We start from the raw sequence: 15,371 nt of genomic DNA on the forward strand, positions 1-15,371 counted from the left end.
TGCCTCGCTGCCCGACCATGTCCGATCTCGCTCCGCTGCCCACCCTGGCCCTCGGCCACTACCGCCACTTCAAGGGCGGCAACTACGAGGTGATCGGCCTCGTGCGACACAGCGAAACCCTGATGCCGATGGTGTTGTACCGGCCACTGGATGCGGAGATCGGGCTGTGGGTGCGCCCGTTCGAGATGTTCGTCGCGCAGGTGGAGGTGGACGGGCAGTGGCGTGCGCGTTTTGCGCGGGTCGAAGTGGACGGCTGAGGGGACAAAGACCTGCGCATCGCTGCCCAGCGGCGCGATCAGTCCAGGACCGCCCGTCGCGCGTCCACCAGCTCACGCAACCGCGCGGTCACCGCGCGGAACTGCTCCGGCAGCATCGCCGCATCCAGTGCGTCTACCTGACCGGACAGCACCGACAGTGCCTCGCTCATGCTGGGCACTTTCTGGCCCGCCTCGGCGGACGCTTCCGGCACCTCCAGCTGCGCGCCGATGACGCCGGCCAGGATCTCGAATGCCTTCACCGTGGCGGCATCGAGCCTGGAGGGGTTTGGATCGAGCGCGCACAGGGTGCCGTGGAAGCCGCCATCGCGGCGGAACATCGGCACCGAGATGTAACTTTCGAACCCATACAGCGCCGGCGTGGGGTGGCTGGAAAACACCGGGTGGGTGCTGGCCTGATCGAACTGCACCAGATGGCGATGCTCGCGGATTTCATCGCAGATGGTGGTTTCCAGCACCAGGTCTTCGCCGGGTCGCAGACCAAAATCCAGATGGTCATGCACCGCACAGGCCGTCCATCGATCCGCCGTGACGCGTGCCACGGCGACAAAACGCATGCCGGTCATCGCACTGGCCAGCTCCAGCATGCCCGGCACGGCAGGCATCGCCAGCAGCGCCGCGACATCGTCCAGACGCGGATCCGCCGAGATCGCAGGATCCGCCAGGGGCGCCGTGCCGGGACCGTCTTCGTCGAGCGGATTCTCCATCGCGGACAAGCGGCGATCCAGCGCCTTCGCGTTGACCTCGTTGAAGAGACCTCGCACCGACGCGGACAACGCGCGCGGGTCCTTGATGGCGCCGACGAAATGGATGCCCTGCCCGACCAGCCGGATCTGCTCGACGCCATGATCCAGGCGCAGCGATGGCCATGCCAGGCGGTGCAGGATGCGCATCCAGTCATTGGGGGGCGTGTCGTCCAGAAGCGCGGTGACGATCACGCGTGACGCGCCAGCCCCGTCCTGCAGACCGGGCAGATCAAAGCCGATGAGCGCTGGAAAGCCCGTACTGATAGACATCACAACCCCTATGGCCACATGGCGCAGCCATCGACAGGTGGTGGCTTTGAAGGCAAATTGTCGCACGAATGAGCGAGACTGGCCGTGACCGAAGCCTGCGCCTGCCCCCATGCCGCCCGAACGGTGCAGCGGCTATCATGCGCGCACGGACGTCTCTGCCACGTACAAAGGAATGCACATGTTGGACGGTTTCTCGCTGTTGATTGGCCTCGGCTGGGCGCTGTTCGGGCTGCTGTGGATCTTCGTTCCCTTCGCCATCTTCGGCATCAAGGGGCTGCTGCGGGAGATCCTGGCCGAACAGAAGCGGACCAATGAGATTCTCAGCCGTGCGCATGGGGTCAGCCCCCCGTTGGACGTGCCGGAAGGGCTTCCGTTCAGGCCCGAGCGCTATCCGTGAAGACTCGGCAATAGCCCATCCGGACAGGCGCCGCGGGCTTACCCGGGTGCCCTTGACGCAGGTGCGCAGTGTCCCCCGAATCCAGCGTTCTACCGGATGCACTGATTATGCTGCGCTGCAGCAGTACAATGCCGCGCTCCCCCGTTCGACGCTGCCTGAATGAGCTCTTCTTCCGTCCCCCTGGCCGCCCGGCTGTCGCCGCGCGAGCGCACCCTGATCCTGCTGGCTTTGTCGCTGGGCGGCTTTGCCATCGGCACCAGCGAGTTCGCCAGCATGGGGCTGATGCTGGAGATCAGCCGCGGGCTGTCCATCAGTGAGACCCAGGTCGGTCACCTGATCAGTGCCTACGCCGTCGGCGTAGTGGTCGGCGCCCCGGTGCTGGCCTTCGCCGGCGCAGGCTTCGCCCGCCGCAACCTGCTGCTGGCGCTGATGGGCTTCTACGCCATCGGCAATCTGGCCAGTGCGCTGGCCCCCAACTACGGCACGATGCTGCTGGCGCGGTTCGTCGCGGGTCTGCCGCATGGCGCGTACTTCGGCGTGGCGATGCTGGTGGCCGCCGCGATCAGTCCCCCGGCCCAGCGCGGCGCGGCGGTATCGAAGGTCTTGCTCGGCCTGTCCGTCGCCATTCTGGTCGGTAATCCGCTGACCACATGGCTCGGCCAGCAGCTCAGCTGGCGCACTGCATTCGCCGTGGTCAGCGTGTTGGCGATTGCCACAGTGGCCATGATCGCGCGCTTCCTGCTGCCCGATCCGGATGAAGTCCGCACCTCGCCGATGCGCGAACTGCGCGCGTTCAACCGCACCCAGGTGTGGCTGGCGCTGGCGATCGGTTCGGTGGGCTTTGCCGGCATGTTCTGCGTCTTCACCTACCTCGCCCCGACCCTGGTGCAGGTCACCGGCCTGGCCGAATCGTGGATGCCGCTGGCGGTAGGCATCTTCGGCATCGGTGCGATCATCGGCAACGTGGCGGGCGGCTGGCTGGTCGACCGCTTCCAGTTCCGCGCGGCGGCGGTGGTGCTGGTCTGGTCGATCATCGTGCTGCTGGCGTTCCCGCTGGCCGCGCAGTCGATGTGGAGTGTGTTCCCGATGATCATCGCGGTGGGCACCATGGGCGCCCTGGCCGCGGTACTGCAGACCCGCCTGATGGATGTGGCCGGGGAAGCGCAGACCCTGGCGGCGGCCTCCAATCATGCCGCGTTCAATACCGCCAACGCGCTGGGCCCGTGGTTCGGCGGCATGGCGATCGGCGCCGGCTTCAGCCCGGCCGTGACCGGCTACGTCGGTGCGGCCACCGCGCTGGGCGGCCTGCTGTTGTGGGGCGTGGCGATGCTGGTCGACCGCCGTTCCCGCAGCGAGCCGGCGCTGCAGCAGTAAGCGCACCGCGTCCATCGCAGGCCGACTCGACATCCCCGCCCAGGCGGGGATTTTTTCATTTCCTTATCATGGGTGTCCGATCAAACAGCGCTTACCGATGACGTACGAATGGGCCCCGAGCGACTGGGGTCAACGCCTCACGCGATCGCCGCACTGGCGCCTTCGCCTGGAAGACGACCAGCTGCTGCTGACCATCGACGGTCATCCGTACCATGCGCCCCTCACCGCGCTGCAGGTGCACCCGCGCCTGCCGTGGGCACGGCTCACCCTGCATCGCGATGGACAGGCCCCCTTGATGCTGGGTGGCCTGTCCCCTGCCGCCGCCCGTCTGCTGGCCGAGGCGCTGAGCCAACGCCGTGGCGCACTGCGTCAACGCGACCAGGTCACCCTGTTCCAGCAGGCCCATGCCGCGATCCAGCGCTGGCTTGCGCAGGTGCAGACCGCGACCGATCTGGCCGACGATGAGTCGCTGTGGCTCACGCACGACCAGCAGCAGGCACTGCTGCAGGCGCGCCCCGCCCTGCCGCTCGATGAGGATGCACTGTGGGCGGTCTTCGATGACGCCGACCTGCGCAGCGAGCTGGACGGCGATCCCTCGGCCATCGAAGCAGCCCTCATGCTCTGGCTGGCCGACTGGCCAGCCCTGTGGGCGCGCCGCAATGAGGCCCATGAGGCGCGCGAACTGATCGCCTGCCGGCCCCTGCTGGACCGTGTCGAAAGCCGCCCGCTCACCGCTGAGCAGGCCCGTGCGGTGATCTGCTTCGATAACCGCGTCCAGGTGGTCGCCGCAGCCGGTTCCGGCAAAACATCGACGCTGGTCGCCAAGGCCGCCTACGCCGTCGAGCGCGGCCTGGTCGCGCCCGAGCGCATCGTCATGCTCGCCTTCAACAAGGACGCCGCCACGGAACTGCAGGCGCGTGCCGACCGCGCCTTCCAGCGTCTCGGCCTGGGCCAGGTGCAGGTGGAAGCACGCACGTTCCATGCGCTGGGCCGGCACATCATTGCCCAGGCCACCGGGCGTATGCCGCAGGTGCCCGACTGGGCCGTTGATGCCACCCAGGGGTTCCATCGGCTGGCCGAGATCATCGACGCGCTGAAAGACCGCTCCCTCCATTTCCGCACGCAATGGGACATGTTCCGGCTGGTGTTCGGCCGTGATCTGCCCGTCATCGGCGTGCCGCTGGAGGCCGAAGAGTGGGACAAGGACGGCCAAGGGTACGTGCGTACCTTGCAGGGCGAGCGCGTGTGCAGCATCGAGCACTGCGTGATCGCCGACTGGCTGTTCTACAACGGGGTGGCGTACACCTATGCACGACGCAGCACATTCGATGCCGGGACCGATGCGTACCGCCAGTACCGCCCGGACTTCCACTATCCGGGCATAGCGCTGTATCACGATCACCTCCCCTTGGAAGGGTACGAGCGAGCGCCGGCGCATCGCGCGGGCACCCCAGGCACCGGCCATGACAGCGAGCGGATCGAGACCACCCCGCTGCAGTTGCGTACCGGCGAACTGTTCGTGCGGCTGGGCGAGGCCTTGTCGCAGCGTGGCATCGAACTCGATCCGAATCCTGACCGCGAACTGCCTGATGGCGGCGCAACGCCGATGCCGGACACCGAGCTGATCGGCCTGGTCCGGACGTTCATCAGCCACGCCAAGAGCAACGGCCTGCACGTGGAGGACATGGTCGAGCGGCTGCGCCGGCTGCCCGACGATCACTTCAAGCACCGTTACCGCCTCTTCCTCGAACTGATCATCCCGATCCTGGACGGCTGGGACGATGCGCTGGTCGCCGAGGGCGGCATCGACTTCGAGGACATGCTCAACCAGGCCGCCGAACACCTGGAACAGGGCCGCTATGTCGCGCCGTTCGATCTGGTGATGGCCGACGAATTCCAGGATGCCTCGCGCGCCCGTGCACGGCTGTGCCGTGCGCTGGTACAGGCGCCGGGCAAGCATCTGTTCGCGGTCGGCGATGACTGGCAGTCCATCAACCGGTTTGCCGGCGCAGACGTCTCGGTGATGACGGGGTTCGTGGCGTGGTTCGGCCAGGGCCAGGTGCTCAAGCTCGAACAGACCTTCCGCTGCCCGCAGGCACTGTGCGATGTCTCCAGCGCCTTCGTGTCACGCAATCCGGCGCAGATTCCCAAGCAGGTCCACTCGGTCACGCCCGCGTACGGGGCGGTACTGCAGGCCTTCCAGGTGGCCTCACGCGACCGGCTGGTCGGGGCGGTCGAACAGTATCTGGCGCAGCTGCACCAGCAGTTGCTGACCGGCCAGGTCCCGCCAGGCCGCGATGGCAAGGTCACGGTGTTCGTGCTCGGTCGCTACAACGCCGACCGTGCAATGCTGCCAACCACGTGGCGCGCACGCCATGGGCAGCACATGGAGGTCAGCTTCCTTACCGCGCACCGCTCCAAGGGCACCGAGGCGGACTACGTCATCCTGCCCGGCATGCTGGATCGGCGCTTTCCCAACACGCGTGCCGACGACCCGGTACTGGCCCTGGCGATGCCCGAGAGCGACGCCTATCCACTGGGCGAGGAGCGTCGCCTGTTCTACGTCGCGCTGACGCGTGCGCGCCGCTCGGTAGCGATGTTCACCGTACAGGGGCGCCGCTCGTCGTTCCTGACCGAACTGGTCAACGACGGCGCGGTACGCGTGACCTCGATGGCCGGCGATACGATTCACGAGCAGGCCTGCCCGGCCTGCAGCGTGGGCGTGATCGTGCCGCGCACCGGGCCGTATGGCGCGTTCCAGTCGTGCTCGGGATACCCACGCTGCGAGTACAAGCCGCCGAAAGCGGGCGGGACCGCGCACACCGGGCCTCGGGCCTACCGCTAGATCACGCGGCGGTCCCGCATGTCCGCATCAATCTGCTCGATCAGCGCCCGCCGCTCGGACAGGCCGGGCATCACCCGCACCAGATTGCGGACCATGCGCAGGTCCTGCTGCCCGCCCAGCTGATCACTCAACGCATGCAGGGCCCGCGCCTGTTTGTTCTTGTTCCGCCCATGTCCCTTGATCGGCACCGCGCGGGACGGCGCCAACAGCGGCAGCGCCTCCAGCTGCATGCGCAGACGACGCACTCTGCGGCGCCAGCGATGCAGGTCCTCGGCATCGTGACTGCGCGCGGCGCGCTTGGCGGCATTGGCCGTTCGGCGCTCGCTGCGTGCGAGCCCCCTGCGGACGTCGGCTGCTTTGAGCAGGCCCCAAGGCTGCGCCAGCAGATCGGTGCCGATACGCAGAAGTGCGGCCTGGCGGCGTGCAAACCCAGGGTCGTGTGCCAGCGCCCGGGCGAGGAGCTTCTCGCGCCGTGCCTTCAGGCGGCGGCACACCTCTTTCCACGGCTGAGCGGGCTGCGCTGCCGCCAGCCGCTCACAGGTTTCCACCACGACATGCGCATCGCGCAACGCTGACAGGCCATTGCCGAGGCGGCGCAGCGCGGCATCCGCCGTTGTCGTGGTCAGTGCACTGTTGTCCAGCAAGGCCAGCAGCGCGCGCAGGCGGCGGATGGTCTTGCGTGCACGATGCACCGCCGCATGCACATCCGGCTGGCACTCGAGCGCGTCGGCAATGGCGTCGCACTCCCGTTGCGCCAGTACGCGGGCGGCGGGGCCGATACCTGATGGCGTCATCGCGGTCTTCCCCCGGGGGCAGAGTGGCGATTGTACCCACGCCACGCCCGCCGCCGCTCAGCCCGGGTTGAACATCTGCCGCACGCCCCGGAGCAGCTCGTTCACGCTGAACGGCTTGGGCAGCAGGGACATGCCCTGCCCCAGGAACTCATTGCGGACGGCCGCACTCTCCGTATAGCCGGTCACGAACAGCACCGGCAAATGCGGACGCAGTACCCGCGCCGCATCAGCAAGTTCCCGGCCGTTCATGCCCGGCAGACCCACATCGGACAACAACAGGTCCAGCTCACGGTCCGAATGCAGCTCCAACAAGGCCTGCTGCGCATTGATGGCTTCCACGACCTGGTAACCGGCCTCGACCAGCATCTCCCGGACCATCATGCGTACCGAATCGGTATCGTCGACCAGCAGAATCCGCTCGGCGCTGCCTCGGGTCAGCGGTAAAGGTGCCGAGGTGTCGTGGGCTGCAGGCTGGAGCTGGCCCTCGGGCAGCAGCAGCTCGATCTCGGTCCCCTCGCCACGTTCGCTGGCAATGCGTGCACTGCCGCCGGATTGGCGTGCGAACCCGTAAGTCATCGACAGCCCCAGCCCGGTCCCTTCGCCCTGCGGCTTGGTGGTGAAGAACGGCTCGAATACTTTGGTCAACAGCTCTGCGGGGATGCCCACACCGTTGTCGAGCACGGTCACGGTGATGTAATGGCCAGGTGCCAGCTCATGGTCGCGCTCGATCTCGGCACGCCCGGCGCGGATGCGGATCAGGCCCTGGCCGGCCAACGCATCGCGGGCATTGATGACCAGGTTGAGGATCACGTTCTCGAACTGGTTCGGGTCGGCAACCGCAATCAGCGGTTCAATGCCCAGCTCCAGCTCGAGTTCGATGTTCTCACCGATCGACCGCTGCAGCATGTCTTCTAGCGAGCGCACGCGCGCGACCACATCGAAGGTCTGCGGATCGAGCGGTTGCTTGCGGGCAAAGGCGAGCATGCGCTGGGTCAGCGCGGCCGCACGGTGTGCCGAGCCGGTGGCGATCTCGACGTAGCGCGAAGCCTTGTCCCATTTACCACTGGAGGCGGCGATCTCGATCATGTCCAGCCCGGAAATGATCGTGGTCAGCAGATTATTGAAATCGTGCGCGATGCCGCCGGTGAGCTGACCCAGCGCGTCCATCTTCTGCGCCTGCATCAACTCGATCTCGGTGCGCTCGCGCTCGGCGATCTGGAAGGCGAGCTCGGACGTGGCGCTCTCCAGTTCCTGCCGCTGTTCGTTGGCGCGCGCATGCTGTTCAGTGGTGTCTTCAATCAGCACCAGCCCCTGCCCGGCGGCCTGGTACGGCGTGACCCGCCATTCCGTCATGCGGGTGGCGCCACCGACACGAAGGCTGAAGGTGCCCTGCCAGCGCTCGCCTTCGGCCAAGGCCACCTTCAACGCGCTGAGGGGCGCGACCTGGTCCTGCAGCAGCTGATCGAGTTGGCCTGGTCCTGCCTGCTGACCCAGCAGACGGGTAAAGGCATCGTTGGCATCGTGCGCGTTGAGCGACGCATCCAATACCGCGATCGGGGCATTGATGTGACGGAAAATTTCGCGGAAGCGCGCCTCGGTCTCGCGCAGGGCTTCCTCTGCACGACGGGCGCGCAGCAGGCTGCGCAGCGTAGCCAACAACACATCCGGATCGACCGGATGGATCAGATAGGCATCCGCGCCCGCGTTGAGGCCCGTGATCATGTCACCGGTGGCGATCGACGCCGCCGAGACATGCACCACCGGCAGCAACTGCAGCCGGACGTCTTCGCGCAGCTGGCGCACCACATCAAAGCCGCTCATGTCCGGCAGGTTCACATCCAGCACCAGCGCACCGAAATCATGCTCGGCCAGCCGTGCCAGGCCCTCACCGCCGGTACCGGCTTCCTCCACATGGAACCCGTGGTGCTCCAGCACGCGGCGCACCGCGTAACGGGTCGCCACGTTGTCATCCACGACGAGGATGCGATCAGGAATCGCCATTCACGGCCTCCGTGGCCAGGGTCAGCGGCAGCACCACGTAGAAGTTCGAACCCGTCCCGATTTCGCTCTCGACGCCGACATGGCCACCGAGCAGCTCGGCGAAGCGTTTGCACAGCGACAGCCCCAGCCCGGTGCCGCGCAGGCGCTTCTGCAGCGGGGTATCGACCTGCACGAAATCCTCGAACAGGGTCGACTGCAGTTCCGCCGGTATGCCGATGCCGGTATCGCGCACACTGAAGCGCACCTCGTTCTCACCCTCCAGTTGGGTCGATACCACCACTTGGCCGCTGGGCGTGAACTTCAGCGCATTGGAAATGAAATTGCGCAGGATCTGCGCCAGCTTCTTGTCATCCGTGAACAGCATCGGCATCACTGGCGGGTCCTCGAACAGCAGGTCCACCTGATTGCCTTCCACCAACGGACGGAACATGCCACGCAGTGCCGAGAACAGGTCCATCAGATCGAACCAGGCCGGCGAGATGGTGATGCGCCCGGCCTCGATCTTGGCCAGATCCAGCAGGTCGTCCACCATCTCGCGCAGCTCACTGGTGGAGGCGCTGATGAAACGCACCTGTCGGCGCTGCTCCGCGGTCAGCGGGCCATCCATGCCATCCTCCAGCAGCCGCGTCATGCTCAGGATCGAGCCCAGTGGCGTGCGGAACTCATGGCTCATGTACGACAGGAACCGGCTCTTCAGCTCGGACACCTCGCGCAGCTGCTCGGCCTGCTCGTCCAGCTCAGCGTACAAGGCGAGCACACCCTGATTGGTTTCATCCAACTCAGCGCGCAGCGCATCGGCTTCCAGGCGCAGCCGCTGCAGCTCCTGGTCATGGGGTGAGGCGCTCAATGCAGGTCTCCAAGACGCAGGGCGACAATGCCGGCGTCATCCCGGCCACGATCGAAGTCACGGTGCAGCACCGCCACGATCAACGCGGGGTGGCGGTGGAACAGGCCGGGGTAGTCGCGCAGGCTCCAACGCGCCTGCAGTCCATCACTGTGCATGACCAGCAGCGTGCCTGCCGCCGCGTGAAAATGGAATGGTTGCGCCTTGCGGTATTGCACCCCGACGATGCCCGGGTGCGAGGCCAACCCGCGTGAACCGGTGGGCTCGCACAGACTGGCGGCGATATTGCCGATACCGGCGAACTCCACCTGGCCACTCGCCACGTCCACGCAGGCCACCGCCGCCGCACCGCCGCGGGTGCCGGACATGCCCGCGTGCATGACACCGATCAAGGCCGGCGCCCCAACGGCGGAGGCCTGTGCAACGGCAGCCACACCGGCCTGCGCTGCGTCGGCAGCGGGCAGTCCATGCCCCAGCCCGTCGATCACGGTGACCGCCACGGACTGAGCATCGGCACGCAGATGCCAGGCATCGCCACAGGCCAGCTCGTGGCGCATCGGAATCCGCAGCGCGCCATAGGGCACATCGATATCGCCTGGCGCACGGCTGGCATAGATGCGCGCCACGACGACCGCGCCTTTGCCATCGGACCAGGCATCGAGCACCGTCGCCTGGCGCTGGATCGCGCCCAGCCCCAAGCCCTGGGTGCCGCCTGTCGAGTAACCGTCGGGGAGACATTCGGCCAACGAGAAGCCCGGGCCGCCATCCACCGTCACCAGCTCCACGCCGTTACCGCCGCGACCACACACCGCGGACAGGAACATGCGACCGCTGCGGCCGTGCTTGAGCACATTGGTCGCCATCTCCGTGGCCACCAATGCCGCACGGCCAGCGTCCATCTCATCCAGGCCGATCAGATCGGCCAGCGCCAGCGCTTCGCGCCGGGCCTGCCCGACCTGTGAAGACTCCTCGACCACCACGATCCGCGTCACCTGGCCGCCGAAGTTCAGCTCCATTTGGTGATCGTGATACGGGTGCCCTGCCCCGGTGCACTCTCCAGTTCGAACTCATCCACCAACCGGCGCGAACCGGACAACCCCAGACCCATGCCCGAGCCGGACGACCAGCCATCGGTCAGGGCCTGTGCGACATCCGGGATGCCAGGGCCGTCATCGGCGAAGACCAGCCGTACGCCCTTGCGCAGTCCTTTCTCGACCACTTCCCAGTCCATGGTCCCGCCGCCACCGTAGATGACGGCATTGCGCGCCAGCTCGCTGGCCGCGGTGACGAGCTTGGTCTGGTCGATCAGGCGCAACTTGCACGCCACGCAGATCTGCCGGGCGGCCTGGCGGGCCAGCACGACATCCTGCTCGATACGGATCGGCAGCGAACCACTGGAAGCACTCATAAGGCGTCGTCGTCTTCGTCGTTTCGCTGCAGCAGCTTCATGCCCCGCTCCACGTTCAATGCGGTGCGCACGCCACTGAGCGTCAGCCCCAGCTCGACCAGAGTGATCGCCACCGCAGGCTGCATGCCGACCACCACCGTGGTGGCATCCATGATCCGGGCCAGCGACGAAATCGTGGCGATCATCCGCCCGATGAACGAATCGACGATATCCAACGCGGAGATGTCGATCAGCACACCGCGCGCGGAGGTGCTGCGGATCTTCTCGGTGAGGTCGTCCTGCAGGGTCAGCGCGAGCTGATCATGCATGTCCACCTGGATGGTCACCAGCAGCAGATCGCCCATCTGCAGGATCGGGATGCGCTCCATCTCAGCGGGCGGTCCGGGTAACGGTCTGGCCGGTGCGCTTGAGCGCCAGCGCCAGTGCATCGGCCAGATTGGCCTTGGTCACGATGCCCTGCAGATCCAGCCCCAGGTGCACGATGGTCTGGGCAATCTGCGGGCGCACGCCGCTGATGATCGCGTCGGCGCCCATCAGACGGATCGCGGTGACCGTCTTCAGCAGATGCTGGGCCACCAGGGTGTCCACGGTCGGGACGCCGGTGATATCGATGATGGCGATTTCAGAACCGGTATCCACGATGCGCTGCAGCAGCGATTCCATCACCACCTGGGTGCGCTGCGAATCCAGCGTGCCGATCATCGGCAGCGCCAGCACGCCGTCCCACAGCTTCACCACCGGCGTGGACAGCTCAAGCATCTCTTCCTGCTGCCGCTGGATCACGTCTTCGCGGGTTTTCTGGAACACGCTGACCGTGTGCAGGCCCAGCTGATCGATCAGTTCGGAAATCGCCCACAGCTGGTCGCCCAGCTGTGCCGGATCATTCGTGTAGGCCTGCTGGATCACCTCGAACAGCGGCCGCTTCAGCGAGAAGATGAAGCTGGCGGTCTCAGAGGAATTGAAGCCCTTCAGCACGCGCTCGCGCGACAACTCCTCCAGGAAGCGGCGGATGTCCTTCCACTCGGCACGCGCGACGGAGCTGACGTCGGCCGCGGACAGGGCCTCCAAAAACAGGCGCCAGAACTCGCGGAGCTGGGTGTCCAGCTCGCGGGCGGAAAGGCGGCCATCCTGTGCCTGGGCGGACCCGGCCAGAGTGCCGGCCCATGCCGCCAGCAAGGGCTCCTGATGGCTGCGGATGAGATCGATCGTGCGCTGCTGCAAAGCCGCCATGGGAACGTCCTGGAAGATGAGGGAACACCGGGTGTGCTGGCGACCCGTCACTCGAATGAATGGGGGTCGTAAGCGTCAAAGCTTAAATGAATTCAGGAAGATTGGGCATCACGGGCGATGCTGATGATGTGAAGACGATCTGCACGTCGCTGACCGGTTCATGCAGGCACGATGCGGCGCCTGGAAGGGCCGATGAAACGGGTGCCCTGCAAACGCATCAGGCCGCCCGAGGGCGGCCTGATGATGGGTCGTTCAGCGCAACAGCGCGAACAGGAGCAACAACGGAATCGGAATGCCCAGCATCCACAGCAGAATGTACTTCATGGTGTTTCCTCCCTCAGATGGTCAGGTTCACAGGTCGCGGCGACGGCCGCCCCAGGTGGCACTCAGGCTGGCGATGAAGGCACCGATCAGCAGCGTAATGAACAGCCACAGCGCGGCGTAGGCGGTTGCCTTGCGGGCATCGTCGGCCGCCTGCTTGGCCTGCTGCTTGGCGTTGTCCAGCGCCGCACGCAGGCGGGTCTGCACATCGGTCACCCGGGCCTGGGCTTCAGCCTGGCTCATGCCGGTCTGCGCCGCCACCAGCTGGCCCAGATACTGGGTGTCGGCCGGGTCCATGGTGTCGGACTTCAAGCTGTTGAGAATGATGCGGTTGACCTCGGTGCGCACTTCACGGCTGTCCGGACGACGGTCGGCACCCGGCATCGGGCGCGGCGGCAGCGGTGCACCATTGGCAACGGGCGCCGGGGCGGGTGCGGACGCATCGGCCGGACCGGCGGGACCCGCCGGCGGCGCGGGCTGCGCAGCGGTCGGGTTGGCACGGAACAGCGAATCCACCCAGTACTGCACGTCGCCCTGATCGTTGCCCATCGCAGCCGAACCCGCACCGGCAGCGGCGATACCGCCTGCGGTCGAGGCGGCGGCACCGGCAGTGGCGCCGGCAACCTTGGCACCGGCACCGAGGATGCCGCCGATGGCCGAGGTCAACAGCGCCGCAGTCAGCAACGTCGCCACGGCCCATGACACGAACCCATGCGCAGTATCGCGGAAGTAGGTTTCATCGCCGTGGATGTTGCTCCACTTCGTACGCAGGCGGCCGGCCAGATAGCCGCCCAGGCCGGAGGCTGCGATCGCAGTGAAGGTCAGCCAGGCGATGCTGGACCACCCGAACGTTTCGGCGGTCACGCCTTCAAACGACCAGGGCGACACCGACGACAGGCCCAAGCCAACACCAAGGATGACAAGAATCAGCGAGAGCGCAGCGGCGGCGATCGCACCGGCGAGAATCGCGCCCCACGACACTGCGCTGTCGCGCGGAAGATCCACCACCGGCGGTGGGGTGACCACGGCCACGGTCGCTGCAGCGACGGGCTCGGGGTGGGCGTAATCGCCTCGGGTATTCATAGCGGATGACACTCCTTTTCAAGCACTGCGGACGCAGCGCGCATCGGCAGGCTGCGCTTCAGGTTGTGAAATACGCGAGAGGCTGAAAACAAGACGGTGTGGATGCGGGACCGGGATCACACCGACAGTCGCCTGTGCGATGGATGGCTCACGGTGTGCCCCAAAGCCGCATGCGGCGCTGATATCAAAACGGTTATGAGCCTGCCATCGTCGCGCTGCTGAATATGCTGATGAAGATGCGTTCCAAGCGGCGATGAACTTTTACGACATTCACGTGGCAATAATCCAATCACGCCATGGATGGCACATGACCGGCCAGGGACGGCCATTCTGCGGATGCAGTGGAACGGGGGCTGCATCGCCGGCGACTTGGCGCGACCAAGGGGATTATCTGGAAGCACTCTCATGACACTGGCATTATCCGGTCGCGTCGTCGCGACCCTGTTCCTCGCCTCAAGCCTGTTGTTCGCTGCGCCTGCACCTGCTGCAGCGAAAGCAGCGTTCCCCGCCGAAGGAATCTGGCGGGGCGAGTTCACCATCGATGGCGACCCGATTCCCTTCAATTTCGAAGTGAAGGGCAAGCGCGCGCAGGACGCGACCTTCACCCTGCTCAACGGCGCTCGCACGGATAAATTCAAGGTCACTCCGCGTGACGACGGGACGTTCTCGGTGCGGATGAACACCTACGATGCCGTACTGGAGGGCAAGGTTTCCGAGGATGGCAAGCATCTCGTTGGCCAGTACAAGGACCTGGTGCCAAGCCGCAACGGTGCGCGCAACCTGGCCTTCACCGCAGAACACAATGCAGCCTGGCGCTTCGTCAAACCCGGCCAGGACGAGGCGCCGGCGGCGGACCTCAGCGGCAAGTGGGCCGTGCAGACCATCGACAAGGCCGCCCGTCAGGACAAACGCAACCAGGTCGCCCTGCTCAAGCAGGAGGGCAACCGCCTCTCCGGCGTGTTCATGACCGTGGTTGGCGATACCCGCGAGCTGGAAGGCACCGTGCAGGGCAACCGCTTCTACCTGTCCGGCTTCAGCGGTCCGAGCCCGTTGCTGATCCGCGGCACGATCGATGAGGACGGCAACATCCAGGGCGCGTTCGGCAGCGGCATCTACAACGTGGTCAAGTTCGAGGCCGAGAAGAGTGACAAGGTGGAGCTGCCCGATCCGTACAAACTCACCTTCCTCAAGGATGGCCAGGAACGCATCGATTTCAGCTTCCCCGATCTGCAGGGCAAGCAGGTCTCGCTGCAGGACGACAAGTACCGCGGCAAGGTGGTGATCGTCGAAGTGATCGGCACCTGGTGCCCCAACTGCACCGACCAGACCTACTTTCTGGCGCCGTGGTTCAAGCAGAACCAACATCGCGGGGTGGAGGCGGTGGCCGTGGCCTTCGAGCAGGAAGACAACTTCGATTACTTCCAGAAGACCCTGACCACGTTCAAGGATTACTTCGACATCCGCTACGACATCGTGTTCGGCGGCATCGCCGACAAGAAAGTGGCGACCGAGAAACTCAAGGGCCTGAACTATATGGCCGCCTTCCCGACCACGATCATCATCGGTCGCGACGGCAAGGTCCGCGAGATATATACCGGCTATACCGGCACGGTGACCGGCGAGTATCACAAGGACTATGTGACCCGCTTCAACAGCCTGCTCGATGGGCTGATCGCCGAACCGGATCCGTACGCGGCCAGCGCTGCTGCACCGGCCACGGCGGCGTCACTGGCGGTCGCGCCGTAATCCCCCGCGGCGGCCAGCCCCTGGCCGCTGCTTCCCT

The 15,371-nt window shown here is 66.0% G+C and carries 14 protein-coding genes; 5 read left to right on the plus strand and 9 right to left on the minus strand.

Translation table 11 applies throughout. The features are described 5' to 3' along the window. Window positions 1-17: 17 nt before the first annotated feature. Complete coding sequence (locus EDF74_RS08110) at window positions 18-257, plus strand: DUF1653 domain-containing protein (RefSeq protein ID WP_123729567.1); 240 nt, start codon at window positions 18-20, stop codon at window positions 255-257. Between the two features lie 38 nt (window positions 258-295). Here EDF74_RS08110 and EDF74_RS08115 read toward each other — a convergent pair whose 3' ends face one another. Next, window positions 296-1,291, minus strand: a complete 996-nt coding sequence (locus EDF74_RS08115; RefSeq protein WP_260232214.1) for a GAF domain-containing protein — start codon at window positions 1,289-1,291, stop codon at window positions 296-298. 178 nt (window positions 1,292-1,469) lie between these two features. Between EDF74_RS08115 and EDF74_RS08120 the strand changes: the two genes are divergently transcribed. The 3 genes from EDF74_RS08120 to EDF74_RS08130 all read left to right on the plus strand — a co-directional run bounded on the left by EDF74_RS08120 (window position 1,470) and on the right by EDF74_RS08130 (window position 5,907). Beyond that, window positions 1,470-1,688 carry a hypothetical protein gene (locus EDF74_RS08120; protein ID WP_123729569.1) on the plus strand — a complete coding sequence of 73 codons (219 nt, stop codon included), beginning with the start codon at window positions 1,470-1,472 and terminating at the stop codon, window positions 1,686-1,688. Window positions 1,689-1,847: 159 nt separating this feature from the next. Then, a complete protein-coding gene (locus EDF74_RS08125) occupies window positions 1,848-3,062 on the plus strand; it encodes an MFS transporter (RefSeq protein ID WP_123729570.1) in 1,215 nt (404 codons plus the stop codon). A gap of 97 nt (window positions 3,063-3,159) precedes the next feature. Beyond that, complete coding sequence (locus EDF74_RS08130) at window positions 3,160-5,907, plus strand: UvrD-helicase domain-containing protein (RefSeq protein ID WP_123729571.1); 2,748 nt, start codon at window positions 3,160-3,162, stop codon at window positions 5,905-5,907. On the opposite strand, the gene EDF74_RS08135 is transcribed toward EDF74_RS08130, so the two are convergent. The 8 genes from EDF74_RS08135 to EDF74_RS08170 all read right to left on the minus strand — a co-directional run bounded on the left by EDF74_RS08135 (window position 5,904) and on the right by EDF74_RS08170 (window position 13,588). Next, on the minus strand, window positions 5,904-6,701 hold the full coding sequence (locus tag EDF74_RS08135) for a CHAD domain-containing protein (protein ID WP_123729572.1): 798 nt from the start codon (window positions 6,699-6,701) through the stop codon (window positions 5,904-5,906). The genes EDF74_RS08130 and EDF74_RS08135 overlap by 4 nt on opposite strands. A gap of 57 nt (window positions 6,702-6,758) precedes the next feature. Next, complete coding sequence (locus EDF74_RS08140) at window positions 6,759-8,702, minus strand: response regulator (RefSeq protein WP_123729573.1); 1,944 nt, start codon at window positions 8,700-8,702, stop codon at window positions 6,759-6,761. Next, the gene (locus EDF74_RS08145; protein ID WP_123729574.1) at window positions 8,689-9,549 is read right to left on the minus strand and encodes a sensor histidine kinase; all 861 of its coding nucleotides are present in this window, start codon (window positions 9,547-9,549) and stop codon (window positions 8,689-8,691) included. Before EDF74_RS08145 ends, EDF74_RS08140 begins: the two co-directional genes overlap by 14 nt. Beyond that, the gene (locus tag EDF74_RS08150; RefSeq protein ID WP_123729575.1) at window positions 9,546-10,562 is read right to left on the minus strand and encodes an ATP-binding protein; all 1,017 of its coding nucleotides are present in this window, start codon (window positions 10,560-10,562) and stop codon (window positions 9,546-9,548) included. The genes EDF74_RS08145 and EDF74_RS08150 overlap by 4 nt, the downstream gene beginning before the upstream one ends. After that, window positions 10,553-10,954 (minus strand): anti-sigma regulatory factor, encoded by a 402-nt coding sequence (locus tag EDF74_RS08155; RefSeq protein WP_123729576.1) that lies wholly within the window; start codon window positions 10,952-10,954, stop codon window positions 10,553-10,555. Before EDF74_RS08155 ends, EDF74_RS08150 begins: the two co-directional genes overlap by 10 nt. Next, window positions 10,951-11,322 carry an STAS domain-containing protein gene (locus EDF74_RS08160; protein WP_123729577.1) on the minus strand — a complete coding sequence of 124 codons (372 nt, stop codon included), beginning with the start codon at window positions 11,320-11,322 and terminating at the stop codon, window positions 10,951-10,953. Before EDF74_RS08160 ends, EDF74_RS08155 begins: the two co-directional genes overlap by 4 nt. Before the next feature lies 1 nt (window position 11,323). Continuing rightward, entirely contained in the window at window positions 11,324-12,184 is an 861-nt protein-coding gene (locus EDF74_RS08165; protein ID WP_123729578.1) for an STAS domain-containing protein, read from the minus strand. A 351-nt stretch (window positions 12,185-12,535) separates the two neighbouring features. After that, entirely contained in the window at window positions 12,536-13,588 is a 1,053-nt protein-coding gene (locus tag EDF74_RS08170; RefSeq protein WP_123729579.1) for a hypothetical protein, read from the minus strand. Between the two features lie 405 nt (window positions 13,589-13,993). Here EDF74_RS08170 and EDF74_RS08175 point away from each other — a divergent pair, with 405 nt between their 5' ends. Next, window positions 13,994-15,334: a peroxiredoxin family protein gene (locus EDF74_RS08175; protein ID WP_123729580.1), complete on the plus strand. Its 1,341-nt coding sequence runs from the start codon at window positions 13,994-13,996 to the stop codon at window positions 15,332-15,334. Window positions 15,335-15,371: the final 37 nt, after the last annotated feature.

This window comes from Stenotrophomonas rhizophila (assembly GCF_003751305.1).
Lineage (GTDB): Bacteria > Pseudomonadota > Gammaproteobacteria > Xanthomonadales > Xanthomonadaceae > Stenotrophomonas > Stenotrophomonas rhizophila_B.

Bases quoted from the DNA above. Each gene is read 5' to 3' on its own strand.
- EDF74_RS08125 (WP_123729570.1), top strand. From the start codon at position 1,848: ATGAGCTCTTCTTCCGTCCCCCTGGCCGCCCGGCTGTCGCCGCGCGAG.
- EDF74_RS08175 (WP_123729580.1), top strand. From the start codon at position 13,994: ATGACACTGGCATTATCCGGTCGCGTCGTCGCGACCCTGTTCCTCGCC.
- EDF74_RS08115 (WP_260232214.1), bottom strand. From the start codon at position 1,291: ATGTCTATCAGTACGGGCTTTCCAGCGCTCATCGGCTTTGATCTGCCC.
- EDF74_RS08155 (WP_123729576.1), bottom strand. From the start codon at position 10,954: ATGAGTGCTTCCAGTGGTTCGCTGCCGATCCGTATCGAGCAGGATGTC.
- EDF74_RS08150 (WP_123729575.1), bottom strand. From the start codon at position 10,562: ATGGAGCTGAACTTCGGCGGCCAGGTGACGCGGATCGTGGTGGTCGAG.
- EDF74_RS08110 (WP_123729567.1), top strand. From the start codon at position 18: ATGTCCGATCTCGCTCCGCTGCCCACCCTGGCCCTCGGCCACTACCGC.
- EDF74_RS08160 (WP_123729577.1), bottom strand. From the start codon at position 11,322: ATGGAGCGCATCCCGATCCTGCAGATGGGCGATCTGCTGCTGGTGACC.
- EDF74_RS08135 (WP_123729572.1), bottom strand. From the start codon at position 6,701: ATGACGCCATCAGGTATCGGCCCCGCCGCCCGCGTACTGGCGCAACGG.
- EDF74_RS08130 (WP_123729571.1), top strand. From the start codon at position 3,160: ATGACGTACGAATGGGCCCCGAGCGACTGGGGTCAACGCCTCACGCGA.
- EDF74_RS08140 (WP_123729573.1), bottom strand. From the start codon at position 8,702: ATGGCGATTCCTGATCGCATCCTCGTCGTGGATGACAACGTGGCGACC.
- EDF74_RS08170 (WP_123729579.1), bottom strand. From the start codon at position 13,588: ATGAATACCCGAGGCGATTACGCCCACCCCGAGCCCGTCGCTGCAGCG.
- EDF74_RS08120 (WP_123729569.1), top strand. From the start codon at position 1,470: ATGTTGGACGGTTTCTCGCTGTTGATTGGCCTCGGCTGGGCGCTGTTC.
- EDF74_RS08165 (WP_123729578.1), bottom strand. From the start codon at position 12,184: ATGGCGGCTTTGCAGCAGCGCACGATCGATCTCATCCGCAGCCATCAG.